This is a genomic window from Exiguobacterium sp. SH0S7 (assembly GCF_004337195.1).
Classification (GTDB): domain Bacteria; phylum Bacillota; class Bacilli; order Exiguobacteriales; family Exiguobacteriaceae; genus Exiguobacterium; species Exiguobacterium aurantiacum_A.
The window spans coordinates 542,046-567,420 of sequence record NZ_SJVA01000001.1 but is presented as its reverse complement, the minus strand read 5'-3'; the positions used below and the strand labels follow the sequence as shown (position 1 = coordinate 567,420).

The 25,375-nt window shown below is 52.5% G+C and carries 23 protein-coding genes and 1 riboswitch; of the genes, 16 read left to right on the top strand and 7 right to left on the bottom strand.

The window, feature by feature from the left end:
* Position 1: 1 nt before the first annotated feature.
* From EVJ22_RS02905 to EVJ22_RS02885, 5 genes are all read left to right on the top strand, one after another.
* Entirely contained in the window at positions 2-811 is an 810-nt protein-coding gene (locus EVJ22_RS02905; RefSeq protein ID WP_131443128.1) for an SLAP domain-containing protein, read from the top strand.
* Positions 812-942: 131 nt separating this feature from the next.
* Positions 943-3,696: a bifunctional 2',3'-cyclic-nucleotide 2'-phosphodiesterase/3'-nucleotidase gene (locus tag EVJ22_RS02900; RefSeq protein ID WP_131443126.1), complete on the top strand. Its 2,754-nt coding sequence runs from the start codon at positions 943-945 to the stop codon at positions 3,694-3,696.
* A 208-nt stretch (positions 3,697-3,904) separates the two neighbouring features.
* Complete coding sequence (locus EVJ22_RS02895; RefSeq protein WP_131443124.1) at positions 3,905-5,347, top strand: carbon starvation CstA family protein; 1,443 nt, start codon at positions 3,905-3,907, stop codon at positions 5,345-5,347.
* A 95-nt stretch (positions 5,348-5,442) separates the two neighbouring features.
* Positions 5,443-6,114 carry a PAQR family membrane homeostasis protein TrhA gene (gene trhA / locus EVJ22_RS02890; RefSeq protein ID WP_131443122.1) on the top strand — a complete coding sequence of 224 codons (672 nt, stop codon included), beginning with the start codon at positions 5,443-5,445 and terminating at the stop codon, positions 6,112-6,114.
* A 157-nt stretch (positions 6,115-6,271) separates the two neighbouring features.
* Positions 6,272-7,189 carry a proline dehydrogenase family protein gene (locus EVJ22_RS02885; protein ID WP_071397934.1) on the top strand — a complete coding sequence of 306 codons (918 nt, stop codon included), beginning with the start codon at positions 6,272-6,274 and terminating at the stop codon, positions 7,187-7,189.
* A 59-nt stretch (positions 7,190-7,248) separates the two neighbouring features.
* Here the strand turns inward: EVJ22_RS02885 and EVJ22_RS02880 are convergent, their stop codons facing one another.
* The 4 genes from EVJ22_RS02880 to EVJ22_RS02865 form a co-directional block, all read right to left on the bottom strand.
* Positions 7,249-7,674 (bottom strand): hypothetical protein, encoded by a 426-nt coding sequence (locus EVJ22_RS02880; protein WP_070328725.1) that lies wholly within the window; start codon positions 7,672-7,674, stop codon positions 7,249-7,251.
* 366 nt (positions 7,675-8,040) lie between these two features.
* Positions 8,041-8,595: a YcxB family protein gene (locus EVJ22_RS02875; RefSeq protein WP_131443120.1), complete on the bottom strand. Its 555-nt coding sequence runs from the start codon at positions 8,593-8,595 to the stop codon at positions 8,041-8,043.
* Between the two features lie 83 nt (positions 8,596-8,678).
* On the bottom strand, positions 8,679-9,125 hold the full coding sequence (locus EVJ22_RS02870; protein ID WP_158625488.1) for a hypothetical protein: 447 nt from the start codon (positions 9,123-9,125) through the stop codon (positions 8,679-8,681).
* A gap of 240 nt (positions 9,126-9,365) precedes the next feature.
* Entirely contained in the window at positions 9,366-10,268 is a 903-nt protein-coding gene (locus EVJ22_RS02865; RefSeq protein WP_071397931.1) for an SDR family oxidoreductase, read from the bottom strand.
* A gap of 214 nt (positions 10,269-10,482) precedes the next feature.
* On the opposite strand from EVJ22_RS02865, the gene EVJ22_RS02860 reads away from it, so the two are divergent.
* Genes EVJ22_RS02860 through EVJ22_RS02850 form a run of 3 tightly spaced genes read left to right on the top strand, consistent with a single transcriptional unit; the run spans position 10,483 to position 15,884 of the window.
* Positions 10,483-12,894, top strand: a complete 2,412-nt coding sequence (locus tag EVJ22_RS02860; RefSeq protein ID WP_131443116.1) for a 3-hydroxyacyl-CoA dehydrogenase/enoyl-CoA hydratase family protein — start codon at positions 10,483-10,485, stop codon at positions 12,892-12,894.
* A 19-nt stretch (positions 12,895-12,913) separates the two neighbouring features.
* Positions 12,914-14,086, top strand: a complete 1,173-nt coding sequence (locus EVJ22_RS02855) for an acetyl-CoA C-acetyltransferase (protein WP_016510281.1) — start codon at positions 12,914-12,916, stop codon at positions 14,084-14,086.
* A 13-nt stretch (positions 14,087-14,099) separates the two neighbouring features.
* Positions 14,100-15,884 carry an acyl-CoA dehydrogenase family protein gene (locus tag EVJ22_RS02850; RefSeq protein WP_071397928.1) on the top strand — a complete coding sequence of 595 codons (1,785 nt, stop codon included), beginning with the start codon at positions 14,100-14,102 and terminating at the stop codon, positions 15,882-15,884.
* A gap of 146 nt (positions 15,885-16,030) precedes the next feature.
* On the opposite strand, the gene EVJ22_RS02845 is transcribed toward EVJ22_RS02850, so the two are convergent.
* Entirely contained in the window at positions 16,031-17,107 is a 1,077-nt protein-coding gene (locus EVJ22_RS02845; RefSeq protein ID WP_070328733.1) for an RNA-guided endonuclease InsQ/TnpB family protein, read from the bottom strand.
* Between the two features lie 4 nt (positions 17,108-17,111).
* Positions 17,112-17,510, bottom strand: coding sequence for an IS200/IS605 family transposase (tnpA, locus tag EVJ22_RS02840; protein ID WP_083274102.1), 399 nt, complete (start codon positions 17,508-17,510; stop codon positions 17,112-17,114).
* Between the two features lie 253 nt (positions 17,511-17,763).
* Between tnpA and EVJ22_RS02835 the strand changes: the two genes are divergently transcribed.
* From EVJ22_RS02835 to gcvH, 3 genes are read left to right on the top strand one after another with little or no spacing between them, the layout of a single operon-like run.
* Positions 17,764-18,492 (top strand): hypothetical protein, encoded by a 729-nt coding sequence (locus EVJ22_RS02835; RefSeq protein WP_233589574.1) that lies wholly within the window; start codon positions 17,764-17,766, stop codon positions 18,490-18,492.
* A 46-nt stretch (positions 18,493-18,538) separates the two neighbouring features.
* Positions 18,539-18,892 (top strand): arsenate reductase family protein, encoded by a 354-nt coding sequence (locus EVJ22_RS02830; RefSeq protein ID WP_131443112.1) that lies wholly within the window; start codon positions 18,539-18,541, stop codon positions 18,890-18,892.
* Between the two features lie 48 nt (positions 18,893-18,940).
* Positions 18,941-19,324 (top strand): glycine cleavage system protein GcvH, encoded by a 384-nt coding sequence (gcvH, locus tag EVJ22_RS02825; RefSeq protein ID WP_071397925.1) that lies wholly within the window; start codon positions 18,941-18,943, stop codon positions 19,322-19,324.
* A 44-nt stretch (positions 19,325-19,368) separates the two neighbouring features.
* Here the strand turns inward: gcvH and EVJ22_RS02820 are convergent, their stop codons facing one another.
* The gene (locus tag EVJ22_RS02820) at positions 19,369-20,424 is read right to left on the bottom strand and encodes a PTS sugar transporter subunit IIC (RefSeq protein WP_131443110.1); all 1,056 of its coding nucleotides are present in this window, start codon (positions 20,422-20,424) and stop codon (positions 19,369-19,371) included.
* A 190-nt stretch (positions 20,425-20,614) separates the two neighbouring features.
* Between EVJ22_RS02820 and EVJ22_RS02815 the strand changes: the two genes are divergently transcribed.
* From EVJ22_RS02815 to EVJ22_RS02795, 5 genes are all read left to right on the top strand, one after another.
* Complete coding sequence (locus EVJ22_RS02815) at positions 20,615-20,872, top strand: thioredoxin family protein (RefSeq protein ID WP_131441425.1); 258 nt, start codon at positions 20,615-20,617, stop codon at positions 20,870-20,872.
* A 452-nt stretch (positions 20,873-21,324) separates the two neighbouring features.
* Positions 21,325-21,430, top strand: a riboswitch (SAM riboswitch).
* A gap of 78 nt (positions 21,431-21,508) precedes the next feature.
* The gene (locus tag EVJ22_RS02810; protein WP_131443108.1) at positions 21,509-22,537 is read left to right on the top strand and encodes a methionine ABC transporter ATP-binding protein; all 1,029 of its coding nucleotides are present in this window, start codon (positions 21,509-21,511) and stop codon (positions 22,535-22,537) included.
* On the top strand, positions 22,527-23,189 hold the full coding sequence (locus tag EVJ22_RS02805; RefSeq protein ID WP_071397922.1) for a methionine ABC transporter permease: 663 nt from the start codon (positions 22,527-22,529) through the stop codon (positions 23,187-23,189). The genes EVJ22_RS02810 and EVJ22_RS02805 overlap by 11 nt, the downstream gene beginning before the upstream one ends.
* 29 nt (positions 23,190-23,218) lie before the next feature.
* Positions 23,219-24,049: a MetQ/NlpA family ABC transporter substrate-binding protein gene (locus EVJ22_RS02800; protein WP_070328740.1), complete on the top strand. Its 831-nt coding sequence runs from the start codon at positions 23,219-23,221 to the stop codon at positions 24,047-24,049.
* Positions 24,050-24,153: 104 nt separating this feature from the next.
* A complete protein-coding gene (locus tag EVJ22_RS02795) occupies positions 24,154-25,368 on the top strand; it encodes an MDR family MFS transporter (RefSeq protein ID WP_131443106.1) in 1,215 nt (404 codons plus the stop codon).
* The last annotated feature ends 7 nt before the right edge of the window (positions 25,369-25,375 follow it).

Genomic DNA, 25,375 nt, shown 5'->3' with positions numbered 1-25,375 from the left:
TATGTTAGGATTTCGTAAACGTAAACAGATCGATACAGGGAAGACTGAGACAGGGCGTCAACTGACGCTCGTGATCGACAGCGACATGGGGATTCCGAAAGAAGACGAGTACATGTTCCGCTATCATGCGAAGCGGCTGCCGGCGCTCCTCGACAACCAACTGTCGATCGAGCTGTTGCACGCTGAAAACTTAATGGATGGCCTGTCACTCGTCGCCTTGTTCCGGAACACACTCCCGAGCTCGTTCGAAGTCAATGAATTGCCGGTTCTCCTCTTGAACAAAGACAACGTCCCGCTCGGACGGAAAGTATTGAGCCGTGTCGACCTTCCGAGCTTCGAGCCGTGGACGAGCAAACCGGTCTATTTGGACTTTTTTGCAGATGAACTGTTCGGCGAGTTTGAAGCGGAAGAACTGACGTCGATGCGACTCGTCTTCCAAATGAATCCGATCGATCCGTTACAGATGCTTCTAGATGAGGAAGTCGAACAATTTTCGAACACGGCGTGGCAACAGCTCCGTCGCACGAACGTGTCGACACCGCCCGTCGGCGAGAATGAGTTCAATTTGATGCTCGTCTCGGTCGAAACAAGTGAGACGAACGTCACGGCGACGTTGCTTCTCCGTAACGGCTATGAGCATGAACTGAACGTTGAACAGTTACCGCTCGAACTCGTGAGCGGGGACGAAGCGATCGCAAACACGACGATTCGCTTGAGCGAGCCGGTCCAAGGCAAGCACGCCTATCCGGTCTCGGTTGTCTTCGAAGACGTCACCGCGGACGGTCCGTTCACGGTCCGCATCAAACAATAAGCAGTGACAAAAGACCTGATTTCTGTAAAGGAAATTAGGTCTTTTGTTTGGAAAAATTTAATAGTTGTGCTCTCAATCTGGTGGTATATTGAAAACGGTGAGACCAATTTCATTCAAAAGGGGAAACAAACATGAAAACTGCTCTGAAATGGACAATCGCGACCGCACTCGTATTGCCTTCGACGTTACCGCTCCAAGCACCGAACGTCTTGGCGGCGTCGGACGAAGACCTCGTCAAACTGCGATTTTTAGAGACGACCGACCTACATACAAACATTACGAATTATGACTATTTCCAAGACAAGACAGATGAGACGATCGGGCTTACGAAGACAGCGACGCTGATCAAATCGCACCGGATACAGGCGGGGGCGGCGAACACGTTCTTGTTCGATAACGGGGATACGATTCAAGGGACACCGTTCGGAGACTACATCCGCGAATTGCATCAACAAAATCCGGGCACGTTCGAGCACCCGATGTACAAGGCGATGGCTTCGCTCGACTATGACGCGGTCACGCTCGGCAACCACGAGTTCAACTTTGGGCTTGAATTTTTATATGACGCGATGGAAGGGTCAAAAGGCAAGCTCCGTTTCGTCAACTCGAACGTCAAGGATTTACAGGGGAATCCAATCGTGTCGAAATTCAACGTTGACGGACAAGAGGTCCAAATCATCGAGCGGACGGTCACGGACACGGACGGGGAGACGCATACGATCAAAGTCGGCGTCTTCGGTGTCGTACCACCGAAAATCATGTCGTGGGATTCGGGGAACCTCCAAGGCCGTGTGACGGCGGATGATATCATCCCGTCGGCGCGTGAAGCGGTCAGCAAGTTGAAAGACCGAGGGGCGGACGTCGTCGTCGCGCTCGCGCACTCAGGTATCGGGGAGAGTGCGGCGCTCGCGGACGCCCAACTCGACAGCGAAGAAAACGTCGGCTACGCGCTCACGAAAATCGACGGGCTCGACATGGTCATGACGGGACACCAACACGGTCGCTTCCCGGATGCGAAAGGCATGTTCGCCTCGTTCCCGAACGTAGACAATGAGAAGGGGCTCATCAACGGCAAACCGGTGGTCATGGCAAATAACCAAGGGAAAGACCTCGGCGTCATCGACTTCGAACTTGAGAAAGTCGACGGCAAGTGGCAAGTTCTCGACGCGTCGGCGAAACTAGATACGGTCACGGCGAGCACGCCGGTCGATGCAGCGACACATGCACTGATCGACACGGAGCACCGGGCGACGATCGACTACATCAATCGTTCCGTCGGTGAGATTCAAGACGACATTCAAAGTTACTTCGCGCTCGTCCGCGACGACTCGTCGGTCCAGTTCGTGACGAACGCACAACAATGGTACGTCGAGAAAGAGCTCGAGACGAATCCAGACCTCGCCCCGTACAAAGGGCTGCCACTCCTGTCAGCGGGAGCCCCGTTCAAAGCGGGTGGCCGTGAATTGACAGATGCCGGATACTACACGAACATCCCGAAAGGCCAAATCGCCTTGAAGAACGTTGCTGACTTGTACGTCTATCCGAACACGCTCGAAGTCGTCAAAGTGACGGGAGCGGACGTGATGGACTGGCTCGAGATGTCGGCTGGGGTGTATAACGAGATCGATGCGGACGGGGACGAACTATTGAACCTTCAATTCCGCAGCTACAACTTTGATATTTTGGACGGCTTGACGTATGAAATCGACGTGACGGGACCGGCGAAGTATGACGGTGGCGGGAAACTGCTCGACGCGTCAGCGAACCGGGTCAAAAACGTCGAGTATGACGGAAAATCGATTACGATGGACCAAGAGTTCTTGGTCGCGACGAACAACTACCGGGCTGGGTCGAGCTCGTTCCCAGGTCTTGGCGGCGGAAAGAATATCGTCTATCGCTCGGCATATGAGACACGTAACGTCATCTCGGACTATATTATCGCTAGTCGTGGTGCCGTCGACTATAAAGCTGACGACAACTGGAAGATTGTCGCGGACGCGAAACGGACCGTGAAGTTTGAGACGGCAGACGCCGGCAAGCAGTACGTCGACTTGTATGAGGGGATTGAAGCGACAGATGCGACACGAGCTGACGCGGCAAACCGCCTCTTCCGGACGTATACGGCTGAGCTTGAAGCGGCGGCCGTGGATGTGACGCTCACAATCGATGTCATCAAGCCAGGAGCGAAGCAAGTCACAGGTACGACGATTCCGAACGCAAACGTGACACTTAAAGAAGGAAGCAAAGTCCTTGCGACGACCACTGCCAAAGCAGATGGCACCTATGCTTTCACAGTCAAACCGTTAAAATTACGTCAACAACTCACTGTTGTCAGTGAATCAGCTGGTAAAACGTTCACTGAAACAAAAATCGTCGGTGCCGGATTTGTGGCGACGCCCGCCTTATCGACGAAGTTGACGTACGCAAACACGAACGTTATTCCTGGGAAAACAACACCGGAATCAAAAGTGACGTTGAAACGTGACGGCAAGACGATCGCCTACGCGACAGCAGACAAGAACGGTTCATTCGAGTTCACGAAACGGGCCGGTTTCATCTATGGTGATTACGAGGTCATCGCTAAAGATGTGACCGGAAAAGTCGTCAAAGCGAAGACGTTCACGCTCAAGAAAGCGGCCATCGAGACACCTAAGAACACGAAAGGTGTGAAGGACGGTACGAGAGCGCTCATCGGTAAGACGACACCGGGTGCAGTTGTGGTCTTGAAAGATGCGAAAGGCAAGCAAGTTGCTAAAGTGACGGCGAGCTGGGCCGGCACGTATACGTTCACATTCAAGAAAGGTCTCGCTAAAGGGAACTATGCGGTCATTGCGAGTGACTATAAAGGCGCAGGTGCTAAACAAGCGAAATTTGTTTTGAAATAAGCGATTCAGCCGAGACGGTGTCCCAAGCGGACGCCGTCTTTTCTCGTGTTAAAGAAGTGTCGAAAAAGTGAACAAAACCCCTTACGAAACGTTGGGAATTGCTGTATAATCATTCACGAAAGCGTTTACATTATATGCGTAAAACATCAGGATTCATTTTTCGGGGCCGATGGGGATCGGCTACACAGTTTAAAAGGGGACATCACACATGATTACATTCTTTATTGCCTTAGCTATTTTAATTGTCGGGTACATCGTCTACGGCCGTTACGTCGAAAAGACGTTCGGCATCAAGGAAGAGCGGACGACGCCCGCCTATGCGTCGCAGGATGGCATCGACTACGTGCCGATGGGGAAAAAGCGGAACTCGATGATCCAACTGTTGAACATCGCCGGCGTCGGTCCGATTTTTGGGCCAATCATGGGGGCGCTCTACGGTCCGGTCGCATTCCTGTGGATCGTCTTCGGATCGATCTTCGCAGGTGCCGTGCACGACTATTTGACGGGGATGATCTCACTCCGCAACAACGGGGCACACTTGCCGCAGCTCGCCGAGAAGTTCCTCGGTCGCTCGCTCCGCCATATCGTCAACGGGTTCGCCCTGTTACTGCTGCTCCTTGTCGGGACAGTATTCGTCACGTCGCCGAGTAACATGATCAACAACTTGTTCGACGGCAACGCGTCGACGCTCGTGTTCGTCGTCTTTGCGATTTTCGCTTATTACATCTTAGCGACGCTCCTCCCGGTCGACAAAATCATCGGCCGCATCTATCCGTTCTTCGGGGCGCTCCTCATGATCAGCGCAATCGGGATTGGGGTCAGCTTGTTCGTCGAAGGCTATCAAATCCCAGAGATGACATTGACGAACATGCACCCGGACGGCTTGCCGATCTGGCCACTCTTGTTCTTCACGATCTCGTGCGGCGCACTCTCGGGCTTCCACGCGACGCAGTCGCCGATCATCTCGCGGACGACGATGAAAGAGAGCAATGGCCGCAGCATCTTCTACGGCATGATGATCGTCGAGGCCGTCATCGCGATGATTTGGGCCGGAGCGGCCATGGCCATCTTCGAGCCAGGCGAGTTGCTCGGACTCATCAGCGCAGGTACTCCGGCACTCGTCGTCCAGGAAGTGGCGACACTCATGCTCGGCAGCATCGGCGGCACGCTCGCCATCCTCGGCGTCATCGTCTTGCCGATCACGTCAGGCGACACGGCGTTCCGCAGTGCCCGGATGATTATCGCCGACTACTTGAAAATCGCACAGAAAAAGTTCTCGTCACGTCTTTGGATTGCGCTTCCGCTCTTCGCGATCTCATATGTTTTGACGAATATGGACTTCCAGATGCTTTGGCAGTATTTCAACTGGGCCAACCAGACGACGGCGGTCATCGCCTTGTTCGTCGGGGCGATGTACTTGTACATTAAAGGACGCAACCATTGGATCGCACTTATTCCAGGGACGTTCATGCTATATGCGGTTTGGTTCTACATTCTCACAGCACCGATCGGCTTCAAGATGGATGGGGTGATCCCGTACGTCATCTCGACAATCGGTACAGTGACGCTGCTCGTCTTGTTCCACATGCGCGCACGTGCGATGCGGGCACAAAATATGGAATGTGACGTTCCGGTGAAAGAAGTCGCATAATCACTGACATGAGTCCTTCGAGGCTCATGTTTTTGTTTGCAACAAAATCGGGAAATGACCATACTAGAGGAACAGAAATGAAAGGTGGTACCTGTATGGATCAAGAGAAGTTAAAAGATATGCTCCATGCCGATACGCTCGGCGAAGAGATCGCGAGCGCCGTCACGCACGGACTAGGGGTCATCTTCAGCATCGTCGCTCTCGTCCTACTCGTCACGACCGCGACTGAGACCGGTAGCACAGGCAACGTCATTGCGGTGAGCGTGTTCGGGGCATCGATGATCCTGTTGTACTTGTTCTCGACGCTCATGCATGCGATCCCGCATCCACGGGCGAAGCGGGTGCTCCAAGTGTTCGACCACGCTGGGATTTACTTATTGATTGCCGGGAGCTACACGCCGTTCGCACTCGTGTCGCTTCAGGGAACGCTCGGATGGGTGTTATTCGGCATCGTTTGGGGCGTCGCCATCTTAGGCATCGTCTGGAAAATGTATTCGACCGGGAAGTACATGTGGGTATCAAACGTGACGTACCTTGGGCTCGGGTGGATTTGTATCATCGTGATCCGTCCGCTCTACGAGTCGCTCGGCCATCAAGGGTTCATGTTGCTGCTTGCTGGTGGGCTCGCTTATTCGGTCGGAATCGTGTTTTACGTCTGGCAGAAACTGCCGTTCAATCATGCGATTTGGCACTTGTTCGTGCTCGCCGGGAGCGTGTTCGTCTTCCTTAGTATTTTGCTCTACGTCGCACCGAATACAGGCCTGTGAACCAGACGTCCGTGAGGGCGTCTGCTTTTTTATAAACTTAGCCAATGAAGTGTTGGAAACGGTTACAAAACTAAAGACGAATTGACGTTTGTATGTCATAATAATTTCAGACATCGTCATAGAGATAGATGGGTGTATACGCAAGGGGGAAAATCTGATGGAAAAAGTGTTACGCGATGGATTTATTTACATGTCTCAAAACAAAGCACTCAACAGTTTAGCTAAAAAGTACGGGCTTCGGTTCGGGGCGTCACGATTTGTGGCGGGAGAAGATTTCAAGACGTCGGTGCCGACGATTCGCGAACTGAACGCGAAAGGGTTATCGGTCACGGTCGACCATCTAGGGGAATTTATTACGACGGTTCACGAAGCGAACCAGAACCGTGACGAGATCATCCGTGCCATCGAGATTATGGCCGAAGAGAAGCTCGACGCCTACATGTCGCTCAAGCTGACGTCACTCGGATTCGATATTTCGGACGAGTTGATCGAGGACAACATGCGTCAAATCTTGACGACGGCCAAGTCGGTCGGCGTTTTCGTCGCCATCGACATGGAAGACGAGTCGCGCTGCGAGAAGACGCTCGACTTGTTCAAGAAGTTGAAAGCGGACTTTGACGGACTCGGAACGGTCATCCAATCTTACTTGTACCGCTCGGAAGACGACATCAATCATCTCGCGCCGCTCAAGCCGAACCTCCGTATCGTCAAAGGGGCTTACAAAGAGCCGGCGACGGTCGCTTTCCCGGAGAAAGAAGACGTCGACCACAACTACTTGAAGCTCGTCAAACTCCATCTTGCGAACGGGAACTACGCCTCTATCGCGACCCATGACGACCACATGATCGATGCCATCATCGAGCATGTGAAATTGAACAACATCCCACTCGACCAGTTCGAGTTCCAAATGCTGTACGGCATCCGGGTCGAGCGTCAACTCGAGCTCGTCCGCCAAGGCTATAAAGTCCGTGTCTACGTGCCATACGGCCGTGACTGGTACGGCTACTTCATGCGCCGCCTCGCGGAACGTCCGGCGAACGTCGCGTTCGTGTTAAAAGGAATGGTCAAAAAATGAGGAAAGCACACAAGTTCATATCGAACTTGTGTGCTTTTTTATGGAGTTCTTATGAGGCGTTATTCCTGCTCGTCATCTTCTCGATTTTCGACCCAGAAATCTGGACCGATTTGATCAGATAGCCAGAAGAAAAGCTCTTTTTCATGTTCTGGATGTGAATCATGCAAGGCACCCGGGTCAAATACATACTGTTTATTTTGAATGAACTTGTCTCGGATGTAATCGGTCATATGATACGGGCCATACCCATAGGAAGTATTTATATCAGGCGAAGGATTTTCTTCCATGCGAATGGACATATGTGTTTCGGCTAAAAACGTAAACATTCTCGCGAGGGCGAGATAGCCTTCTGCGTTGCCGACGAAATTGACCCCAGCTGCATTCAGACTGACTTCCATTTTAGCCTCATGAGAAAAGTAAGGATCGAACTCTAACCTGTCTTCATCGTACGCTTCATACTCATCATCGCTGTGCTGGTTTGTCATCGATTGGCCTCCAGTTTTACCTATTAGTCATTAGTATACTCGTCAGATGACATATTACTTTCCACGTTCGGCCTTGTCTAGTAAGAGTCGTTCAATAACTAGAACATACACTAGAGCAACAAGAACGCCTACTGTACCTGGCAGAACAGCAACCAGGGGGTCGGCGAGAGCTGCTTTTGGGAGTAGATAAGTCAACAATGATTTCACTCCGAAGAGTATCACAATGGACGAAAGCAAGACGAACGTGATTGTTTTCTTATGTATGTTCCCAAAGAACTGCCGTCCCGTTTCCTTTTCTTTCGTTATGCCTAACCAAGATAGCATGTACAGCACCTCCTAAAGTAACGTACCGTTCTATTTAATCGATTAAAGGATATTTACAAGATGTTTTCCTAACAAGCGGTCGATTTCACTTTGTTCGACTTCCGTAATTCCATCTCTTGCCTTAGGAATGATCAACGCTTCATCGTCTTCAAAATATAGAAAGCGATGCGTCTCGTTCTCGTTCACTTTGAGAATGGACGTCCAAGGGACTTGAGTCGTTCGATTGATTTTGCCATGAACGACATGCATCTCGACATGACTGTCAGAAAGTTGGAGCGTGATGTCTGTTGGCCAGGCACTGTCTTTATTAACTAGACGAAATTGCCGAAGGGCGAATGGTGCATATAAATCCTTCAGGAGCGGTCTGAGCAACAGCGCAAACAAAATCCCTACACCGATTACAGTGAGTGAAAATAAAGCGATCGACTCGGGGCGAGGTAGAATAAAAGTTGTAGCTAAATATCCGAGCAGGAATGCAGGGGCACTCATAAAAATCAACCATATTTTGCGGCTCTTCTTATGTTGATTTGAATGGTGAATCATGTCCTGTTGAAATGATAGAACATCTTCAAGCGTCAGTTTATACGTGGTGACCATTTGAGCTACTCCTTTCTGATCAAGTCATATACGTGTAAGTCTAGAAACATTAGACCATGTCTGTATTTAGGTGACATAGGTAACTAGAGTGTGATATTTAAGTTTTGTTGTAATAAGTAATTGATTTTATTTTGCTCCGTCTCGCTCAGCATTTGGTTTTGCTTCGGTACAACAATCGTTTCTCTTGCCTCAACGTACAGGTAATGATTTGTCTCGTCCCCACTCACTCGTTCAATCGCGTCCCATGCGACTTGAAGGCGTTTATTGACGTTGTTGTGGAGTGAATTGCGCTCAATCCCGTTTTCGTTGATGTACAACGTGATGTCACGTGGCCATTTCGTCTCTTGTTTCAGTAGATAGCGGAATTGCCAAAGTGTGATGTTTACATACGCTTTTTTTAAGAAGGGGAACAATAGAAGCGCTAGGAACAAACTTGAACCGATGGCGAGTCCGAGGAATAGGGGGACAGAAATCGTTTGAGGTAACAAAAAAATTGCGAGCAAGAATCCCCATAATACTGTAAGCAACATCAATACAATCGTGACGTGTCTAGCTCTTCTTTTATGGTAATCGGAATTTTCGATGAAGTTTTTTTGTAAGGCGAAAAAATCATCTTTTGTCAATTGAAAATGAATCATCAAGCGTTGGCTCCTTTCTTCCGTATAATCGTCTAAATGACTGGACTAATTCCTGCAAATAACGTTAACATACGCTGGGTTAATTTCCCATAAAAAAAGCCCAGTGACTGAACACTGGGCCATCTTACAAGATTATCCGTTTACGACCGTACCGCCGTTGACGTGCATGACCTGTCCGCTGACGTACGTCGAGTCGTCGCTTGCGAGATAGACGTAAGCCGGAGCGAGCTCTGCCGGTTGACCCGCACGCTTCATCTCAGAAGAGTCACCGAACGTGGCGACTTTCTCGGCCGGGAACGTAGCCGGGATGAGCGGTGTCCAAATCGGGCCTGGTGCGACGCCGTTGACGCGGATCTTCTTCTCGGCCAAGTTTTTGGCGAGCGAGCGTGTGAACGATGTGATCGCACCTTTCGTCGACGCATAGTCGATCAACTGGTCGTTACCTTCATACGCCGTGATCGACGTCGTGTTGATGATGCTCGCGCCTTCGTTCAAGTACGGGAGCGCCGCTTTCGTCAAATAGAACATGCTGAAGATGTTCGTCCGGAACGTCCGCTCGAGCTGGTCGTCCGAGATGTCGAGGAGCGACTCTTGCGGATGTTGCTCGGCGGCGTTGTTGACGAGAATGTCCAAATGGCCGAACGTCTCGAGCGTCTGCTTGACGACGTCTTGGCAGAACGCCGAATCACCGAGGTCACCTTGCAGCAACAAGCACGCTTGACCGAGTTCTTCGATCCGTTCCTTCGTCGCCTCGGCGTCCTCGAGCTCGTTTTGGTCTTTGTAGACGATGACCGAGTTTGCGCCTTCGTGGGCGAAGAAGATGGCGACCGATTTCCCGATCCCCGAGTCACCGCCTGTGATGATGGCGACTTTGTCTTTCAATTTGTCGCTTCCTTTGTATCCTTCACGCTCATAGATCGGGAACGGCTCCATCTTCGAATCGATTCCCGGTTGATGGGCTTGCGCTTGTCCGTCCTTCTTGAACGATTCAAAATCCTTGCGGCTTCCGACTGTATTTAAACGATTGTCACTCATATTGTTTAGTCCCCTTTCAAAAATTGACTCAATGTGTCTATACCACACACATCAAAAAATAATCGTAAATCAGAAAAATGGAATGAATTTGAAAAATGAACGCTTGCGAATGAATTGTCATTCATTTATGATAGAAGAGTAAACACGATGGTGATTGCGATTTTTTTTACGCGTGAAATGAATCACTATTCATTCTCATTGAGGGGGGAACAATATGACGAGTCACATCGAACAATCAGCCGACCTCCGTTTGACGAGCAATATCCGTTTTGCGGTCGTCATCGGTTCAGGAGTAATGGGGGCGGGGATTGCGGCCCATTTGGCGAACGCGGGGGTTCGTTCGCTCATGCTCGACATCGTACCACGTGAATTGACGGCGCAAGAAGAAGCGAAAGGACTCACGCTCGAATCACCGGAAGTACGGAATCGGATCGCGTCCGAGAACCGTCACAAGTTGTTGAAACAAACTCCGGCGCCGCTCGCGACGGCGGAACACTTGAACTTCATCGAGGTCGGGAACTTAGAAGATGATCTCGAACGATTGAAAGAAGCCGACTGGGTCATCGAAGTCATCGTCGAACGGCTCGACGTGAAACAGCAACTGTTCGACAAAATCGCACCTTACATCCGCGAAGACGCGATACTCAGCTCGAACACGTCTGGGATCTCGATCGAAGCGATGGCGAGCGCCTTGCCGGAAGGTTTGAAGTCACGCTTCCTCGGGACGCACTTCTTCAACCCGCCACGTTACTTGAAGCTGCTCGAACTCATCCCGACGGAGAAGACGGCGCGCCCGGTCATCGATTTCATGGCCCGCTTTGCTGAGGACCGTCTCGGTAAAGGCGTCGTCGAGGCGAAAGACACGCCAAACTTCATCGGTAACCGCATCGGCACGTACGGCCTGCTCGTCACGTTCGAGGAGATGTTGAAACAAAACGCGACGATCGGCGAGATGGACTCGATCACAGGACCGCTCATCGGCCGTCCGAAATCAGCGACATTCCGTACACTCGACGTCGTCGGTATCGACACGTTCGTCCACGTCGCCGGGAACGTCTATGAGGCGCTCGAAGCGGGCGAGGAGAAAGATACGTTCGATGTCCCTGCTGAAATGAAGACGCTCGTCGAAAAAGGTTGGATCGGACAAAAGTCTGGTCAAGGGTTCTATAAGAAAGACGGGAAAGTCATCCAGGAACTCAACTTGAGCACGTTTGAGTACGAACAATTGAAAGCGATTACAGGACCTGAGCTCGACCAAATCAAGTCGCTCCCAGGCTCGAAAGCGAAACTGAAAGGCGCGATCTTGAACAAGGGACGCGTCGGACAGTTGCTCTGGCCGGTGACGGCGAAGACGCTCGTCTACTCGGCACGACTCACAGGTGAGATCAGTGACTCGATCGTCGCCATCGATGACGCGATGAAGTGGGGATTCGGTTGGAAGTTCGGACCGTTCGAGACATGGGACGCACTCGGTGTCGAAAAATCGGTCGCACGCATGAAAGCGGAAGGATATGCCGTCCCGGCGTGGATCGATGAGATGCTCGCTGCCGGACACACTTCCTTCTATAAAGGGGACCAGTATTACGATCAAGCGTCTGGGACGTACGTCGAGAAGACCGTCAACCCGAAAGAATTGAAACTTGCACCGCTCGCCAAGTCGAACGGAATCATTCTCGAGAACGGCGGGGCTCGCCTCATCGATATCGGTGACGACGTCGTCGCCCTCGAGTTCACGTCACCGAACAACGCGATCGGGGTCGACATCATGCAGATGATCGAGCAATCGATCGACCTCGTCGAGCAAGACTTCAAAGGACTCGTCCTCGCCAATGATGGTAAAAACTTCTGCGTCGGCGCCAACCTCGCGATGATGCTCATGGAAGCGGAAGACGAGAACTGGTATGAGCTCGACTGGATCATCAACAAGTTCCAACAAGTCGTTCAAAAAATCCGTTACGCAGGTCGCCCGGTCGTCGTCGCACCTTACGGCATGACACTCGGAGGCGGCACGGAGATCAGTTTGCCGGCAGCACGCATGCAAGCGGCGCTCGAAACGTACATGGGACTCGTCGAAGTCGGTGTCGGCCTCATCCCTGGCGGCGGCGGCAACGTCAACACGTACCGTCGTCTACTTGAACAGACGCCAAAATCGATGCAAAACATCGAGAAGGCGGCACAGCAGACGTTCGAGAACATCGCGATGGCGAAAGTATCGAAGTCGGCGTACGACGCGAAAGCGCTCGGCTATCATCGTCCGGTCGACGGCATCTCGATGAACCGTGACCACTTGACGTTCGACGCGAAACAAACCGTCCTTGGACTTACAGACGGATACGTCGCGCCGATGCGCGAGAAGTTGCCGGTCGTCGGTCGAACCGGGAAAGCGACGCTCGAACTCGCAGCGTACGAGATGTTCTACGGTGGTTATATTTCAGAGCACGACTTGAAGATCGCCAAAAAACTTGCCCACGTCATCAGCGGCGGCGATTTGGCATACGGCACGATGGTCGACGAGCAATACTTCCTCGACATCGAGCGTGAGGCGTTCTTGAGCCTCATCGGAGAACCGAAATCGCAGCAACGGATGCAACATATGCTCGTCAAAGGCAAACCACTTCGGAACTGACAAAAGGGGGACTTAACAGATGAGAGAAGCAGTCATCGTGGCCGGTGCACGGACACCGGTCGGAAAAGCAAAACGCGGGTCGTTCCGAAACGTTCGTTCGGACGAGCTCGCAGGTCACGCCATCAAAGCGACGCTCGAGCGGTCGGGATACACGGGACCGATTGACGACGTCATCATGGGATGCGCCATGCCGGAAGCGGAGCAAGGGATGAACATCGCCCGTTATGCGGCCGTACGCGGTGGACTATCACACGAAGTGCCCGCCGTCACGATCAACCGTTACTGCTCGTCAGGCCTTCAAGCGATCGCGGACGCGGCAGCGAAGATCATGATCGGTCAAGCGACGGCGATCATTGCCGGCGGAATGGAATCGATGAGCCTCGTCCCGATGGGCGGACACGTCATCCGTCCGAACCCGACGATCATGGAGACGGCGCCTGAGTATTACATGAGCATGGGACACACGGCTGAGCGCGTAGCGGCCGAGTACAACATCTCACGAGTTGACCAGGACCTGTTCGCCATCGACAGCCATCAAAAAGCGGCGGCTGCGATCGCGGGCGGCAAGTTCGAAGAAGAGATCGTGCCGGTGACGGTCATCGAGCACGTCCTCGGTGAAGACGGGAAAGTCGCGGAACGTGAATTTGTCGTCAAGCACGACGAAGGCGTCCGGGCCAACTCGACGGTCGAAGCACTCGGCAAATTGCGTCCAGCTTTCAAAATCAAAGGGTCGGTCACAGCCGGTAACGCGTCACAAGTATCAGACGGCGCTGCAGCCGTACTTGTCATGGAGCGGGAAGAGGCGGAACGCCAAGGCTTGAAGCCGATGGCGAAGTTCCTCTCGTTCGCAGTCGGCGGGGTCCGCCCGGAAGTGATGGGGATCGGACCAGTCGTCGCCATCCCGAAAGCGTTAGAGATGGCTGGCGTGAAGCTTGAAGAAGTCGGATTGTTCGAGTTGAACGAGGCGTTCGCGAGCCAATCACTCGGCGTCATCCGTGAACTCGGCATCGACCCGTCCAAAGTGAACGTCAACGGCGGCGCGATCGCCCTCGGCCATCCACTCGGTTGTACGGGCGCGAAACTAGCGGTATCGATTCTGCATGAAATGAAACGACGCAATGAAAAATATGGGGTTGTCACGATGTGCATCGGTGGCGGAATGGGCGCTGCTGGCGTCTTCGAATTACTATAAGGGGGAAATGACTATGGAACGTACAGAACACGAATTGATTAAAGGCGGTAGCTTTGTCATTGACGCACTCGACGCGGATCGTCTCTTCACACCGGAAGACTTTTCAGACGAGCATAAGATGATCGGGGACACGACGTCGAGTTTCGTCGACGACCGTGTCATGCCGGTACTTGGACGCATCGAAAAACATGAGTTCGATCTCTCGGTCGAACTGTTGAAAGAAGCGGGCGAACTCGGTCTGCTCGGTGCCGATGTACCTGAAGAGTACGGCGGTTATCAGCTCGACAAGATCTCGTCATCGATCATCACGGAACGGTTCGCCAAAGCCCGTTCGTTTGCCCTCAGTTACGGCGCTCACGTCGGGATCGGGACGCTTCCGATCGTCTTCTTTGGGACAGAAGAGCAAAAGCATAAGTACTTGCCGAAGCTCGCAACGGGCGAATGGATCGCAGCGTACGCGCTCACAGAGCCAGGCTCAGGGTCGGACGCGCTCGGCGCGAAGTCGACAGCTGTCTTGAACGAGGCTGGAACGCACTACGTCTTGAACGGTGAGAAACAATGGATCACGAACGCAGGCTTCGCTAACGTGTTCGTCGTCTACGCGAAAATTGACGGCGACAAGTTCAGCGCCTTCATCGTCGAACGCGACTACAACGGCGTCTCGACAGGTGCTGAAGAGCAGAAGATGGGCATTAAAGGATCGTCGACGCGGACGCTCATTTTACAAGACGTCGAAGTCCCGGTCGATAACCTGTTAGGTGAAGTCGGTAAAGGGCACGTCATCGCCTTCAACATCTTGAACGTCGGTCGTTACAAACTCGCGGTCGGAGCGGTCGGTTCATCAAAACGTGCATTCGATCTCTCGGTCCAATACGCGAACGAACGCAAGCAGTTCAAGACGCCGATCAGTCAATTCCCGCTCATCCAAGAAAAATTAGCGACGATGGCGGCGAACATTTACGCGATGGAGAGCTCGGTCTACCGCACAGGCGGCTTGTTCCAAGACAGCCTCGACGCGCTTGGTGACGAGAACATGCGCGACGGCTCGAAAGTCGCCCAATCGATCGCGGAGTATGCGATCGAATGCTCGCTCAACAAAGTGTTCGCGTCTGAGACGTTCGACTACGTCGTCGATGAAGCCGTTCAAATTCACGGCGGCTACGGCTTCATGACCGAGTACGAGGTCGAAAACTTGTACCGTGACTCACGGATCAACCGGATCTTCGAAGGAACGAACGAGATCAACCGCTTGATCGTCCCGAGCACGCTCCTCAAGAAAGCGATGAAAGGCGACTTGCCACTCCTCGCCGAAGCACAGAAGCTCCAAAAAGAGCTCATGAGCTACATGCCGCAAGAGCTCGACGGTTCACCGCTCGCGCGCGAGAAGATGCTTCTATCGAACATGAAGAAGATCAACTTGATGATCGCCGGGACAGCCGTCCAGAAATATCAGCAGAACCTCCAAAACGAGCAAGAAATCCTCGCCAAGATCGCCGACATCATCAGCGCCATCTATGCGCTCGAAGCGGCGATTGCGCGGACGGATAAAGCGATTGCGCGGACTGGTATCGATAAGAACCAACAAAAAGTACGTTACACGGAAATCTTCGCCGAGCAAGTGTTCAAGCAAGTCGAGCTCATGGCGAAAGAAGTGTTGTACGCGGCAGCGTCAGGCGACGAGCAACGGATGTTGCTCTCGGCGATGAAGAAGTTCAGCCGCTATCAGCCAATCAACGTCATCGGTACGAAGCGCGAAGTCGCAGCGAGTCTCATCAAAGCGAACAAGTTCATCGTTTGACACTCCCACGGCTAAAGCCGCAAGCTCACCCCTTCGGTATGAGTGGGATTCTGAAGTGCTTGTGCGAACGCAGTCCATTTCTGTTTTGTTCAAGCCTTCAGATGAGGGTGTGCCATCACCCCTCCTGAGACAGACCGTATAGGTTCTCAGGCTGGTCGACTGTTACCATCGACCACAGGTGCGTATCGGATATTCATCGCACCGACTAGATCTCTGTGTTTTTTGAATCCGCACGGACAGGAATATGTTCGGTCTTTCGCTTTATTTTTTGCTCCACAAGAAGGGCATGTCTGGGAGGTGTAGGCCGGATTGACAGATTCGACCTTGATGCCTTCGAGCTTTGCCTTGTACGTGATGAATAGTGCCAAGCGATAGAACGACCAGGTGTGCAGGTTCTTGTTGTGTTTACGGCTTGTTCTTGCCGTCTGTCGGATGTTCGCCAATCTTTCGAGGCGGATGACAGAAATCTTGTTCTCTTTCGCGAAGTCGACGATCTCACGGCTCACCTTGTGATCTTTGTCTTTCATCCAGCGCTGTTCTTTGTTGTTCAGCTTCTTGATCGCATCCAGTTTCTTCTGTTGACCGAGCTCTTTCCGTTTCGCACGAAACTTGCGCTTCATATACTTGTTCTCACGCCCGTTCCCGAAGAACCGCGCCTTGTCACGATCTGTCGATGCGACGGCGGGGACTTTCAGGCCGAGGTCGACCCCGAGCACGTTGGTGCCCCCCTTCTCCGTCGTGGGGATCGTGACGGCGATCTGGGCGATCCACTTGTTCGACTTCTTGATGATGCGGAGCGTCCCGAGCTTGTTGGCGAGGAGCGTGGCGTTCCGGTTGTCCGGGTCGACCATCTCGGCGCGGATCGCCGTCTTCTTGACCTTTCCGTCGATCATGACCGGGAAGGAGATCGACTCGAAGTCGAACGAGTAGTTTTGGTTGTTCCAGGTGCAGTACGGCTTCTTGAGGACAGGGACGACCTGGAAGCCCTTCTTCTTCGCCTTTTTGAACATGCTCTTCGCATCCTGGATGGCCTGATTCTTGACGGCGCTCGGCAGATCGGAACTCACGTTTTTGCTCGTCAGCTTTAAGTTTTCTCGAGCCTGCACCATGTCCGAGACGAGCTGGTTCGTCGTACCGATGTAGGTGCGCATCATCCGCTCTAAGATCGATTGTTGCTCTTTTGTCGGATGAAGTTTGATGTTCACCGTCAATGTCTGCGACACGGTGTCACCTCCTTGTCTTTTGTTCCTCGACATAACGCTTGATGGTCTCGCTGGAAACATTTCCGGCCGTCGAGACGAAGAAGGATCTCGTCCAAAGGCTTGTGAGATGTGTGAGATGGGGAAATTCCTCTCGTAGTCGCTTCGACGAGACGCCTTTGATGCGCGCCATGATGTCAGACGGGCTGAGGGATGGCAACGCCGACAAGAATAGATGTGTGTGGTCCCGATCACACGCGATGGCGATGAGTCGAATGTCGAGCTCTTCGCAGACATCACGGACGATCTCTTTGAATCGTTGCTCGAACGTATCGTCATCAAATAGTTTTCGGCGATACCTCGGGCAGAACACGAAATGATAATGGATCATCGATACGGTGGTTTTGGTTCTTCTGTAGTTGTTCATACGTCCATTGTATCATTAGATTTATTAGAGTGATACATTTTATCGGGATAAGATTCTGCTTGTTGATTTCTGAAATTCCGACTAACGGGACTCCGAAATCAAGCTCACGTTCATCCCACCACTAAAGGAGTGGGCTTTCTCGTTCGCAAATTCTGTAATAAAAATTTCTCGAACAGGGAGGGGTGGCCGGACGCGGTCAGCCCTTTCTTTTTCGTTTGATCAGAACGTACAATGAGGAAAAGGAGGAATGTTTATGAGACGAGATCAACTGTTGGAACGAATGGAACGAATCGGGCGTTTGGTCGCGAAACAAGAAGGGGCGCTGATGCTGCTCGCCCTCGGTTCGATTGGCCTCGAGACCGAGCGGCTCGACGACTACTCCGACCTCGATTTCTTTTTGATCGTCGAGGACGGACGAAAAACCCGCTTCATCGACAACTTGGACTGGCTCGAGGTTGAACCGATCGCTTACCAGTTCCAAAACACGAAAGACGGCCATAAAGTCATGTATGCGGACGGTATTTACGCCGAGTTCGCCGTCTTCGATTTGCCTGAGATGCCACACATCGCCTACACTCCGGGACGGATCGTCTGGAAGCGGGAGGAAGCGCTCGAATCGTTCGCGACGCCGAAACTCGTCACACAGGCTCCCGACGCCGCGCACTGCTACGAAGAGGCGCTGACGAACCTGTACGTCGGTCTGCTCCGTGAACGACGCGGAGAGAAGCTCGCCGGCTTCGAACTCATCCAAGTCGCGGCCGTCAACAACGTGTTGAAAGCACATGGAGAGACGGGCGACCCGTTCAATCCGACGCGCCGGGTCGAGATACGGCACCCGGAGCTCGTCGCCGGGCTCAGCGAATGGCTTCCAGGTTACGGCAAGTCGGTCGAAGCGGCCGCGGCGATGCTGAGCTATATCGAAGCGCGTCACCCGGTCAACGCGACGCTGAAGCGAGAAATCGCACGCTTGCTCGAAGCGTGATTTGCGGGAATGGAGTATGCTACAGTAAAACAAGAGGTGATGAAACATGGTGACACTATATGGCTATCCGCCATGCAGTACGTGTAAGAAGGCAGAGAAATGGTTGAAGGAGAACGACGTCGCGTATACATACGTTCATATCGTCGAGGCGACACCGTCAAAAGATGAACTCACGTCGATCTGGCAACAGTCAGGATTACCGCTCAAAAAGTTTTTCAATACGAGCGGGCAAGTGTATCGTAACGAAGGTATTAAAGATAAGCTCCCGAATTTGTCAGAAGACGAACAAATCGAGCTTTTAGTCAGCAATGGTATGCTTTTAAAGCGCCCAATCGTCACTGACGGTCAAAAATCGACGGTCGGTTTTTCAGAAAAGTCATTTACAGACGTTTGGGGCTAAGTGCTATAATACACATGTGATTCTAATTTATTTGAGGGGGAAGTCAAGATGAGCAAAGTACCTGCAAATCTACGTTATTCAAAAGAACACGAATGGGTTGAAGTGAACGGAAGCGTTGCCCGCATCGGGATCACGGATTTCGCACAAAGCGAACTAGGGGACATCGTGTTTGTGGAACTTCCTGAAGTCGGCGGCACGATTTTGCTCGACGAGCCGTTCGGTTCGGTCGAATCGGTCAAGACGGTGTCTGAACTGTACGCACCGATCTCTGGGAAAATCACGGCGGTGAATGAATCACTCGCGGACTCGCCGGAACTTGTCAACGAAGCACCGTTCGAAGGCGCATGGATGATCGAAGTCGAGTTGAACGATTCAACGGACGTCGACAAACTCATGTCGGCAGAAGAATATGAAACGATGATTCAAGGCTAACAAAAATCCCGGTTTCTCTTTATGAGAAGCCGGGATTTTTTGATTTAGTCGAAGTCGAGGCGGTAATGTTCAGGCTGGATGAGTGATGTCCGGTTGAACAGGCGATAGAAGACAATCCCGAGCGTCACCGGAATGAGGCCGAACAAGACGATGACGAGCATGACGTTCCAGAGCGCGAATCCGCCTGGCATCAAGTGCAGGGCGTTGACAGGTCCAATCAGTCCAGAGACACCGAATCCGGCACTGATCGGTGTTCCTTCGATACGAAGGATACCGGCGAGCGCCCCGAGAATGGCCGCGTTCGCGAGCACAGGGAGCATCATGATCGGACGACGGACGAAGTTCGCCATTTGAATTTTCGGTGAGCCGAGGAAGTGAGCGAGCGACGTCCCGGTCGCGTTCATCTGCCACCCGGCGATAGCGAGACCAAAACCGGCTGCGACGACGCCGAGGTTAGCGGCCCCGGCGGCAACACCGGACAGACTGATCGCCGTCGCGATCCCGACCGTCGAGATCGGGGAGACGATGATGAGCGAGAACGCCATCGCGATCAACATGCCCATCACGATCGGTTGGAGTTCAGTCATCGTCATGATGACTGTGCCGATGTACGTCGTGATCTGTGAGATGTACGTGAGTAAGAACATGCCGATTCCGCCGGCGATGACGATGACCGTCATCGGTAAAACGAGGACGGTGTACGTCTTTAAGCGTGGCGACAGCTGCATTACCATATATGTCGCGAGGGCGGCGGTCACACCGGCCGTGATGACGTCGCCGATTCCCGCCATGAGGAACGCGTCTTCCTCGATACGGATAGCGCCGCTCCCGACCTGGGTCGCGATACCGATCGTCCCGGCCTCGAGCGCCGAGCGTCCGAATTGCATCGCGACGGTGACACCGATGATGACCGGGAGCAGGCGCATCGCGATCGTCGTCGCGTCTAAGATGAACTGCAAAGACGGAAAATACGGTAAGATGGCTTTCGTTAATTCACCGAGCAACGCGCTCGGGATGAGGGCGATTAAAATAGCGAGACTGAGTCCGTTCAATACGTTCATCAAAAATTGTTTGCCTGTCAGTTTCGTTTGTTCCGTCATAAGTCGATTCACCTGTCCTTTTCTACGTATATGCTGTTATGTACGAAAGCGTTAAAGTTAATGACCATACTATGCCTCTTTTCGTGAAGCGTCAACAGGAAATGTTGAACGATTCAGAAAATTCGTGGGGTGAGCACAACTTTTGAACAGATCGGCTCACATTCATATACTTATAAAAGAGGTGAGAACAATGATTACAGACGGATTGTTATATATATACGCCCCGATGTGTGGAACATGCGCTGTGGCCGAGCGGATGCTCGCCGTCGTCGAAGCGGTCGACCCGACACTCGCGATTGACAAGCAGGACGCCAACTTTATCCCGCAAGAGTTAGAAGCGTATCAAGTGATGAGCGTCCCGGCGCTGTTAAAGCTTAAAGACGGCCAAGTCGAAGACCGATTATATGCGTTCCAAAACGTACAGCACGTCCTATCTTTCGTTAAATGAGATAGGATGATTAGAATAATCAGAAAATTTTAAATAATCAGTTGACACAAAAAGTTCACGAATGGTATATTCATTACAACATCTTACTTGAACACAATATAGGACGAGATTCTCCAGCCATCAAGACGTTTTAGAACAGCCGGTGCATCACTTTACGCGACTTTTAGGTGGACCTTCCCTTCGATTGTCCCCCAAAAAAATCAAGCGCAGGGACACCTACCGCGTAACCGCATGGTACGTTCTAAGGCCGAGTGATGGATGGCTTGAATCCCCCATATAAGGATGAACACTCTGATCGGGCAAAAGAGTTTCATCTATGGGTTGTCCTTCCGTGACTCAAGGTGCTACGTTCTGTGTCATCCTCGGATGGCACCTTTTTTTGATTTTTCGCACAAAATAGTTTGACATGAAAATAATGTGTCGCTATTATAAAGCTAATCGAATAAACAACACTCTTATCAAGAGAGGCTGAGGGACTGGCCCTATGACGCCCAGCAACCGCGGAGCAATCCGAAATGGTGCTAATTCCAGCAAGGTGAGAACCTTGGAAGATGAGAGCAATCGTTGTCCGTACCGATAAAGTACGCACGTTTGCTCAAACGTGTGTACTTTTTTTGTTGTCAGGAGGGAAAGGTATTGATTCAATTACGTAATGTGGCCAAATGGTTCGACACGAAGAACGGTCGAGTCCAGGCGGTCGATGATGTGTCGCTCACAATCGAGAGCGGCGAAATTTTTGGAATAATCGGATATTCAGGGGCGGGGAAGTCGACGCTCATCCGTCTGCTCAACCGACTCGAGTCACCGTCAAGCGGTGAAATCGTCGTCGCAGGGAGCGAGCTGACGAAGCTCACTCCGAAAGAACTGCGCGGGGTGCGCAAAAACGTCTCGATGGTATTCCAACACTTTAACTTATTATGGTCGCGCACGGTCGCTGAGAACATCAGCTTCCCGCTCGAACTGATCGGGGTACCGGCCAGTGAACGTAAACGCCGCGTCCAAGAGCTCGTCGATCTCGTCGGTCTCGCCGGACGTGAAGACAGCTATCCGTCGCAACTATCGGGCGGTCAAAAGCAGCGAGTCGGGATTGCCCGCGCGCTCGCTACAAATCCAGACGTGCTCCTCTGCGATGAAGCGACGAGCGCACTCGACCCGAAGACGACCGATTCGATTCTCGAACTGCTCGTCAGCATCAATAAGAAACTCGGACTGACGATCGTCCTCATCACCCATGAGATGCACGTCATCCAAAAGATCTGTCATCGCGTCGCCGTCATGGAGGCAGGGAAAGTCGTCGAGACCGGCCAAGTCGCGGACGTGTTCCAACATCCGGAACAGCCGATCACGAAAGAGTTCGTCAAACAGATCGGTGCCGTCGACGACATGTCGCTCACGTTCGAGCATTTGAAAGCACGTTATCCGAGTGGCCAAATCGTCAAACTTAAGTTCTTGAACGAGACGGCCGAACAGCCGATTTTATCGGAAGTGTTGAAACAGCACGACATCGGCTTCAACATCATCGGCGGTAACGTGACGCAGTCCCAAGTCGGCGCGCTCGGAACGCTATTCATCCAATTGATCGGAGAGCCGGCTGAAGTCGAGCGGGCCATCGCCTCAATCCGATTGCAGGCAGTGGAAGTGGAGGTAGAAAGCGATGTTTCCTAATGTAGATTGGCAAGTCATGCTCGAACAGACGTGGGAGACGCTCTATATGACGCTCGTCGCAGGAGCCGCGACATTCGTCATCGGTCTCGCCCTCGGCATGCTCTTATATGTCACGAACGAACCGCTCATGATGAAGAATCGTCCGATTTACACGATCATCAGCGCGGTCGTCAACGTGTTCCGCTCGATCCCGTTCATTATTTTGATCATCTTGCTCATTCCGTTCACGCTCCTTCTCGTCGGAACGATGCTCGGCTCGACGGCGGCGCTCCCGGCGCTCATCATCGGTGCGGCCCCGTTTTATGCACGTATGGTCGAGCTCGCACTCCGCGAAGTCGATCGCGGTGTCATCGAGGCGGCCGAGTCGATGGGCGCGACGAAATGGCAGATCGTCTATAAAGTGTTGTTCCCGGAAGCACTCCCGGCCATCGTGTCAGGCATCACGGTGACGATCGTCGCCATCGTCGGTTACACGGCCATGGCCGGAGTCGTCGGGGGTGGTGGTCTCGGGAACTTGGCGTTCCTCGAAGGGTTCCAGCGTTCACAAAGCGACGTCACGTTCGTCGCGACCGTATTGATCTTAGTCATCGTCTTCGTCGTTCAGTTCATCGGCGATCGACTCGTCTCAAAAATCGATAAGCGATCAGCTTAATCAAATACAATCATATGGAGGGTTTTATAATGAAATCATGGAAAACAGTACTCGGATTGACAGCAGCATCAGCACTCACAATTCTCGCGGCATGTGGCGGCGGGGACTCAGAATCAGGCTCGGGCGACGACAAGACGCTCATCATCGGCGCGTCGAACGTACCACACGCCGAGATTTTAGAGCACGTCCAAGACGAATATGAAGAAAAAGGCTACACGCTTGAAATCAAGAAGTTCCAAGACTACGTGCTCCCGAACAAGACGCTCGCAGCTGGTGAGCTCGACGCGAACTACTTCCAACACGAGCCGTACCTCGAGTCACAAATGGCTGAGAACAAAGACTATAAATTCGCTTCAGCCGGCGGCGTCCACATCGAGCCGATCGGTGTCTACTCACAAGACTACAAATCACTCGATGAGCTTCCGGACGGCGCTGAAATCATCATGAGCTCGTCGGTCGCTGACCACGGACGAATCTTGACGATGCTTCAAACAGAAGGCTTGCTCACACTCGCTGACGGCAAGACGACAGACGCGACAGTCGCTGACATCGTCGACAACCCGAAAAACTTGGAGTTCAAGACGGACGTCGAAGCGGCACTTCTCCCGCAAGCGTTCAACAACGGTGAAGGCGATGCCGTCCTCATCAACACGAACTACGCGATCGATGCCGGCCTCAACCCGCTCGAAGACGCAATCGCTCTTGAAGGCGAAGACTCACCGTACGTCAACTTGATCGTCACGCGTGAAGGCGACGAAGACGATGAGCGCGTCAAGGCACTCCTTGAAGTATTGACATCAGAAGAGACACAACAGTGGATCTTGGATGAGTACAAAGGTGCGGTCGTACCGGTTAAATAATGATTGATTTTAGGCTCGGGACATCCCGGGCCTTTTTTGTTTGCAGTGGTTTTGCTTCAATAATAGAAGTAAACTATTTATATGTAGAAAAAGGGGGGATCCGGGTGAGCATACGACACATTCATCCGCTGACGCTAGGCGTCTTGTTCGGTACATTTTTTGCACGGCTGTCGACGTTTTTTGTCATGCCGTTTTTTGCGATTTATCTCGCGACGCTCGGTTTCTCGGCGAGCGTGATCGGGACGGTGTTCGCGACGTCGGCATTATCCGGTCTATTTATGAGCTTTTTCGGGGGGACGCTGTCTGACCGCTACGGGCGCAAACAGCTGATGTTGATCGGTATCGGTTTGAACGCCTTGACGTTCACCGGTTTCGCACTCGCAACGGAGCTCGTTTGGTTTTACATATTTTCGGTATTGATGGGCGTTTCACGTTCATTCCTTGAACCGGCGTCACGAGCCTTGATCAGCGACACGACGCAACCCGACCAGCGCGTCATCGTCTATAATGTGCGCTACTTCATGATCAACATCGCTGCGGCGATCGGACCGCTGCTTGCGGTCGTCTTGTCACTTACGGGAGCGAAGAGTGCATTCTTCGTCGTGACCGCCGTCTATATCCTTTACGGCCTCGTCATCTCGACGTTGTTCCGGAAATATCCGTTTGAAGAAGGGGACGGCGTCAAAGTGCGGCCGCGCCTGACGGAGACGTTCCGCGTGTTAAAAGAAGACAAGACGTTCCGCTTCGTCATCATCGGCATGATCTTCGCCATCATCGGCTACAGTCAATTCAATTCGACGTTGCCGCAGTTCATCGCGTTTCACGACGGATTCAGTGACGGGTCGCGCCTATTCGCTTATCTGTTGACGGTCAACGCGATCACCGTGCTCATCGTGCAGTATCCGATCATGAGGTTCGGCATTCGCGTCTCGCCGATCAAGTCGCTGTTCTTTGGGATCGCGACGCTCTCGATTGGGCTGTTGTTAATCGGCTTCGCTGCCGAGGTGTGGGTATTGTTCGTCGCGATGGTCATCTTCACGGTCGGGGAAGTGCTCATGTTCACGATGACGGACGTGTTGACAGACGATTTGGCACCGGAACATTTGCGCGGCACGTATTTCGGGGCGATGGGGTTGACGGCACTCGGTCAATCGATCGGGCCGGTCATCGGCGGACTGCTGCTCGACGGCTTCGACAACGCGTCGCTCCCTGTATTTGGGAGCCTAGCCGTTCTGACCGCGTGTGGCGCCTTCTTCTTCACCGGCGCGCTACGGGAAAAACAAGCGAATTCGGTTCAAGTCGAGGAAAATGTTGGATAATGTCTTG

Coding starts and splice junctions, on each gene's coding strand:
- EVJ22_RS02905 (WP_131443128.1), top strand. CDS start 2: ATGTTAGGATTTCGTAAACGTAAACAGATCGATACAGGGAAGACTGAG.
- EVJ22_RS02900 (WP_131443126.1), top strand. CDS start 943: ATGAAAACTGCTCTGAAATGGACAATCGCGACCGCACTCGTATTGCCT.
- EVJ22_RS02895 (WP_131443124.1), top strand. CDS start 3,905: ATGATTACATTCTTTATTGCCTTAGCTATTTTAATTGTCGGGTACATC.
- trhA (WP_131443122.1), top strand. CDS start 5,443: ATGGATCAAGAGAAGTTAAAAGATATGCTCCATGCCGATACGCTCGGC.
- EVJ22_RS02885 (WP_071397934.1), top strand. CDS start 6,272: ATGGAAAAAGTGTTACGCGATGGATTTATTTACATGTCTCAAAACAAA.
- EVJ22_RS02880 (WP_070328725.1), bottom strand. CDS start 7,674: ATGACAAACCAGCACAGCGATGATGAGTATGAAGCGTACGATGAAGAC.
- EVJ22_RS02875 (WP_131443120.1), bottom strand. CDS start 8,595: ATGGTCACCACGTATAAACTGACGCTTGAAGATGTTCTATCATTTCAA.
- EVJ22_RS02870 (WP_158625488.1), bottom strand. CDS start 9,125: ATGTTGCTTACAGTATTATGGGGATTCTTGCTCGCAATTTTTTTGTTA.
- EVJ22_RS02865 (WP_071397931.1), bottom strand. CDS start 10,268: ATGAGTGACAATCGTTTAAATACAGTCGGAAGCCGCAAGGATTTTGAA.
- EVJ22_RS02860 (WP_131443116.1), top strand. CDS start 10,483: ATGACGAGTCACATCGAACAATCAGCCGACCTCCGTTTGACGAGCAAT.
- EVJ22_RS02855 (WP_016510281.1), top strand. CDS start 12,914: ATGAGAGAAGCAGTCATCGTGGCCGGTGCACGGACACCGGTCGGAAAA.
- EVJ22_RS02850 (WP_071397928.1), top strand. CDS start 14,100: ATGGAACGTACAGAACACGAATTGATTAAAGGCGGTAGCTTTGTCATT.
- tnpA (WP_083274102.1), bottom strand. CDS start 17,510: ATGAACAACTACAGAAGAACCAAAACCACCGTATCGATGATCCATTAT.
- EVJ22_RS02835 (WP_233589574.1), top strand. CDS start 17,764: ATGAGACGAGATCAACTGTTGGAACGAATGGAACGAATCGGGCGTTTG.
- EVJ22_RS02830 (WP_131443112.1), top strand. CDS start 18,539: ATGGTGACACTATATGGCTATCCGCCATGCAGTACGTGTAAGAAGGCA.
- gcvH (WP_071397925.1), top strand. CDS start 18,941: ATGAGCAAAGTACCTGCAAATCTACGTTATTCAAAAGAACACGAATGG.
- EVJ22_RS02820 (WP_131443110.1), bottom strand. CDS start 20,424: ATGACGGAACAAACGAAACTGACAGGCAAACAATTTTTGATGAACGTA.
- EVJ22_RS02815 (WP_131441425.1), top strand. CDS start 20,615: ATGATTACAGACGGATTGTTATATATATACGCCCCGATGTGTGGAACA.
- EVJ22_RS02805 (WP_071397922.1), top strand. CDS start 22,527: ATGTTTCCTAATGTAGATTGGCAAGTCATGCTCGAACAGACGTGGGAG.
- EVJ22_RS02800 (WP_070328740.1), top strand. CDS start 23,219: ATGAAATCATGGAAAACAGTACTCGGATTGACAGCAGCATCAGCACTC.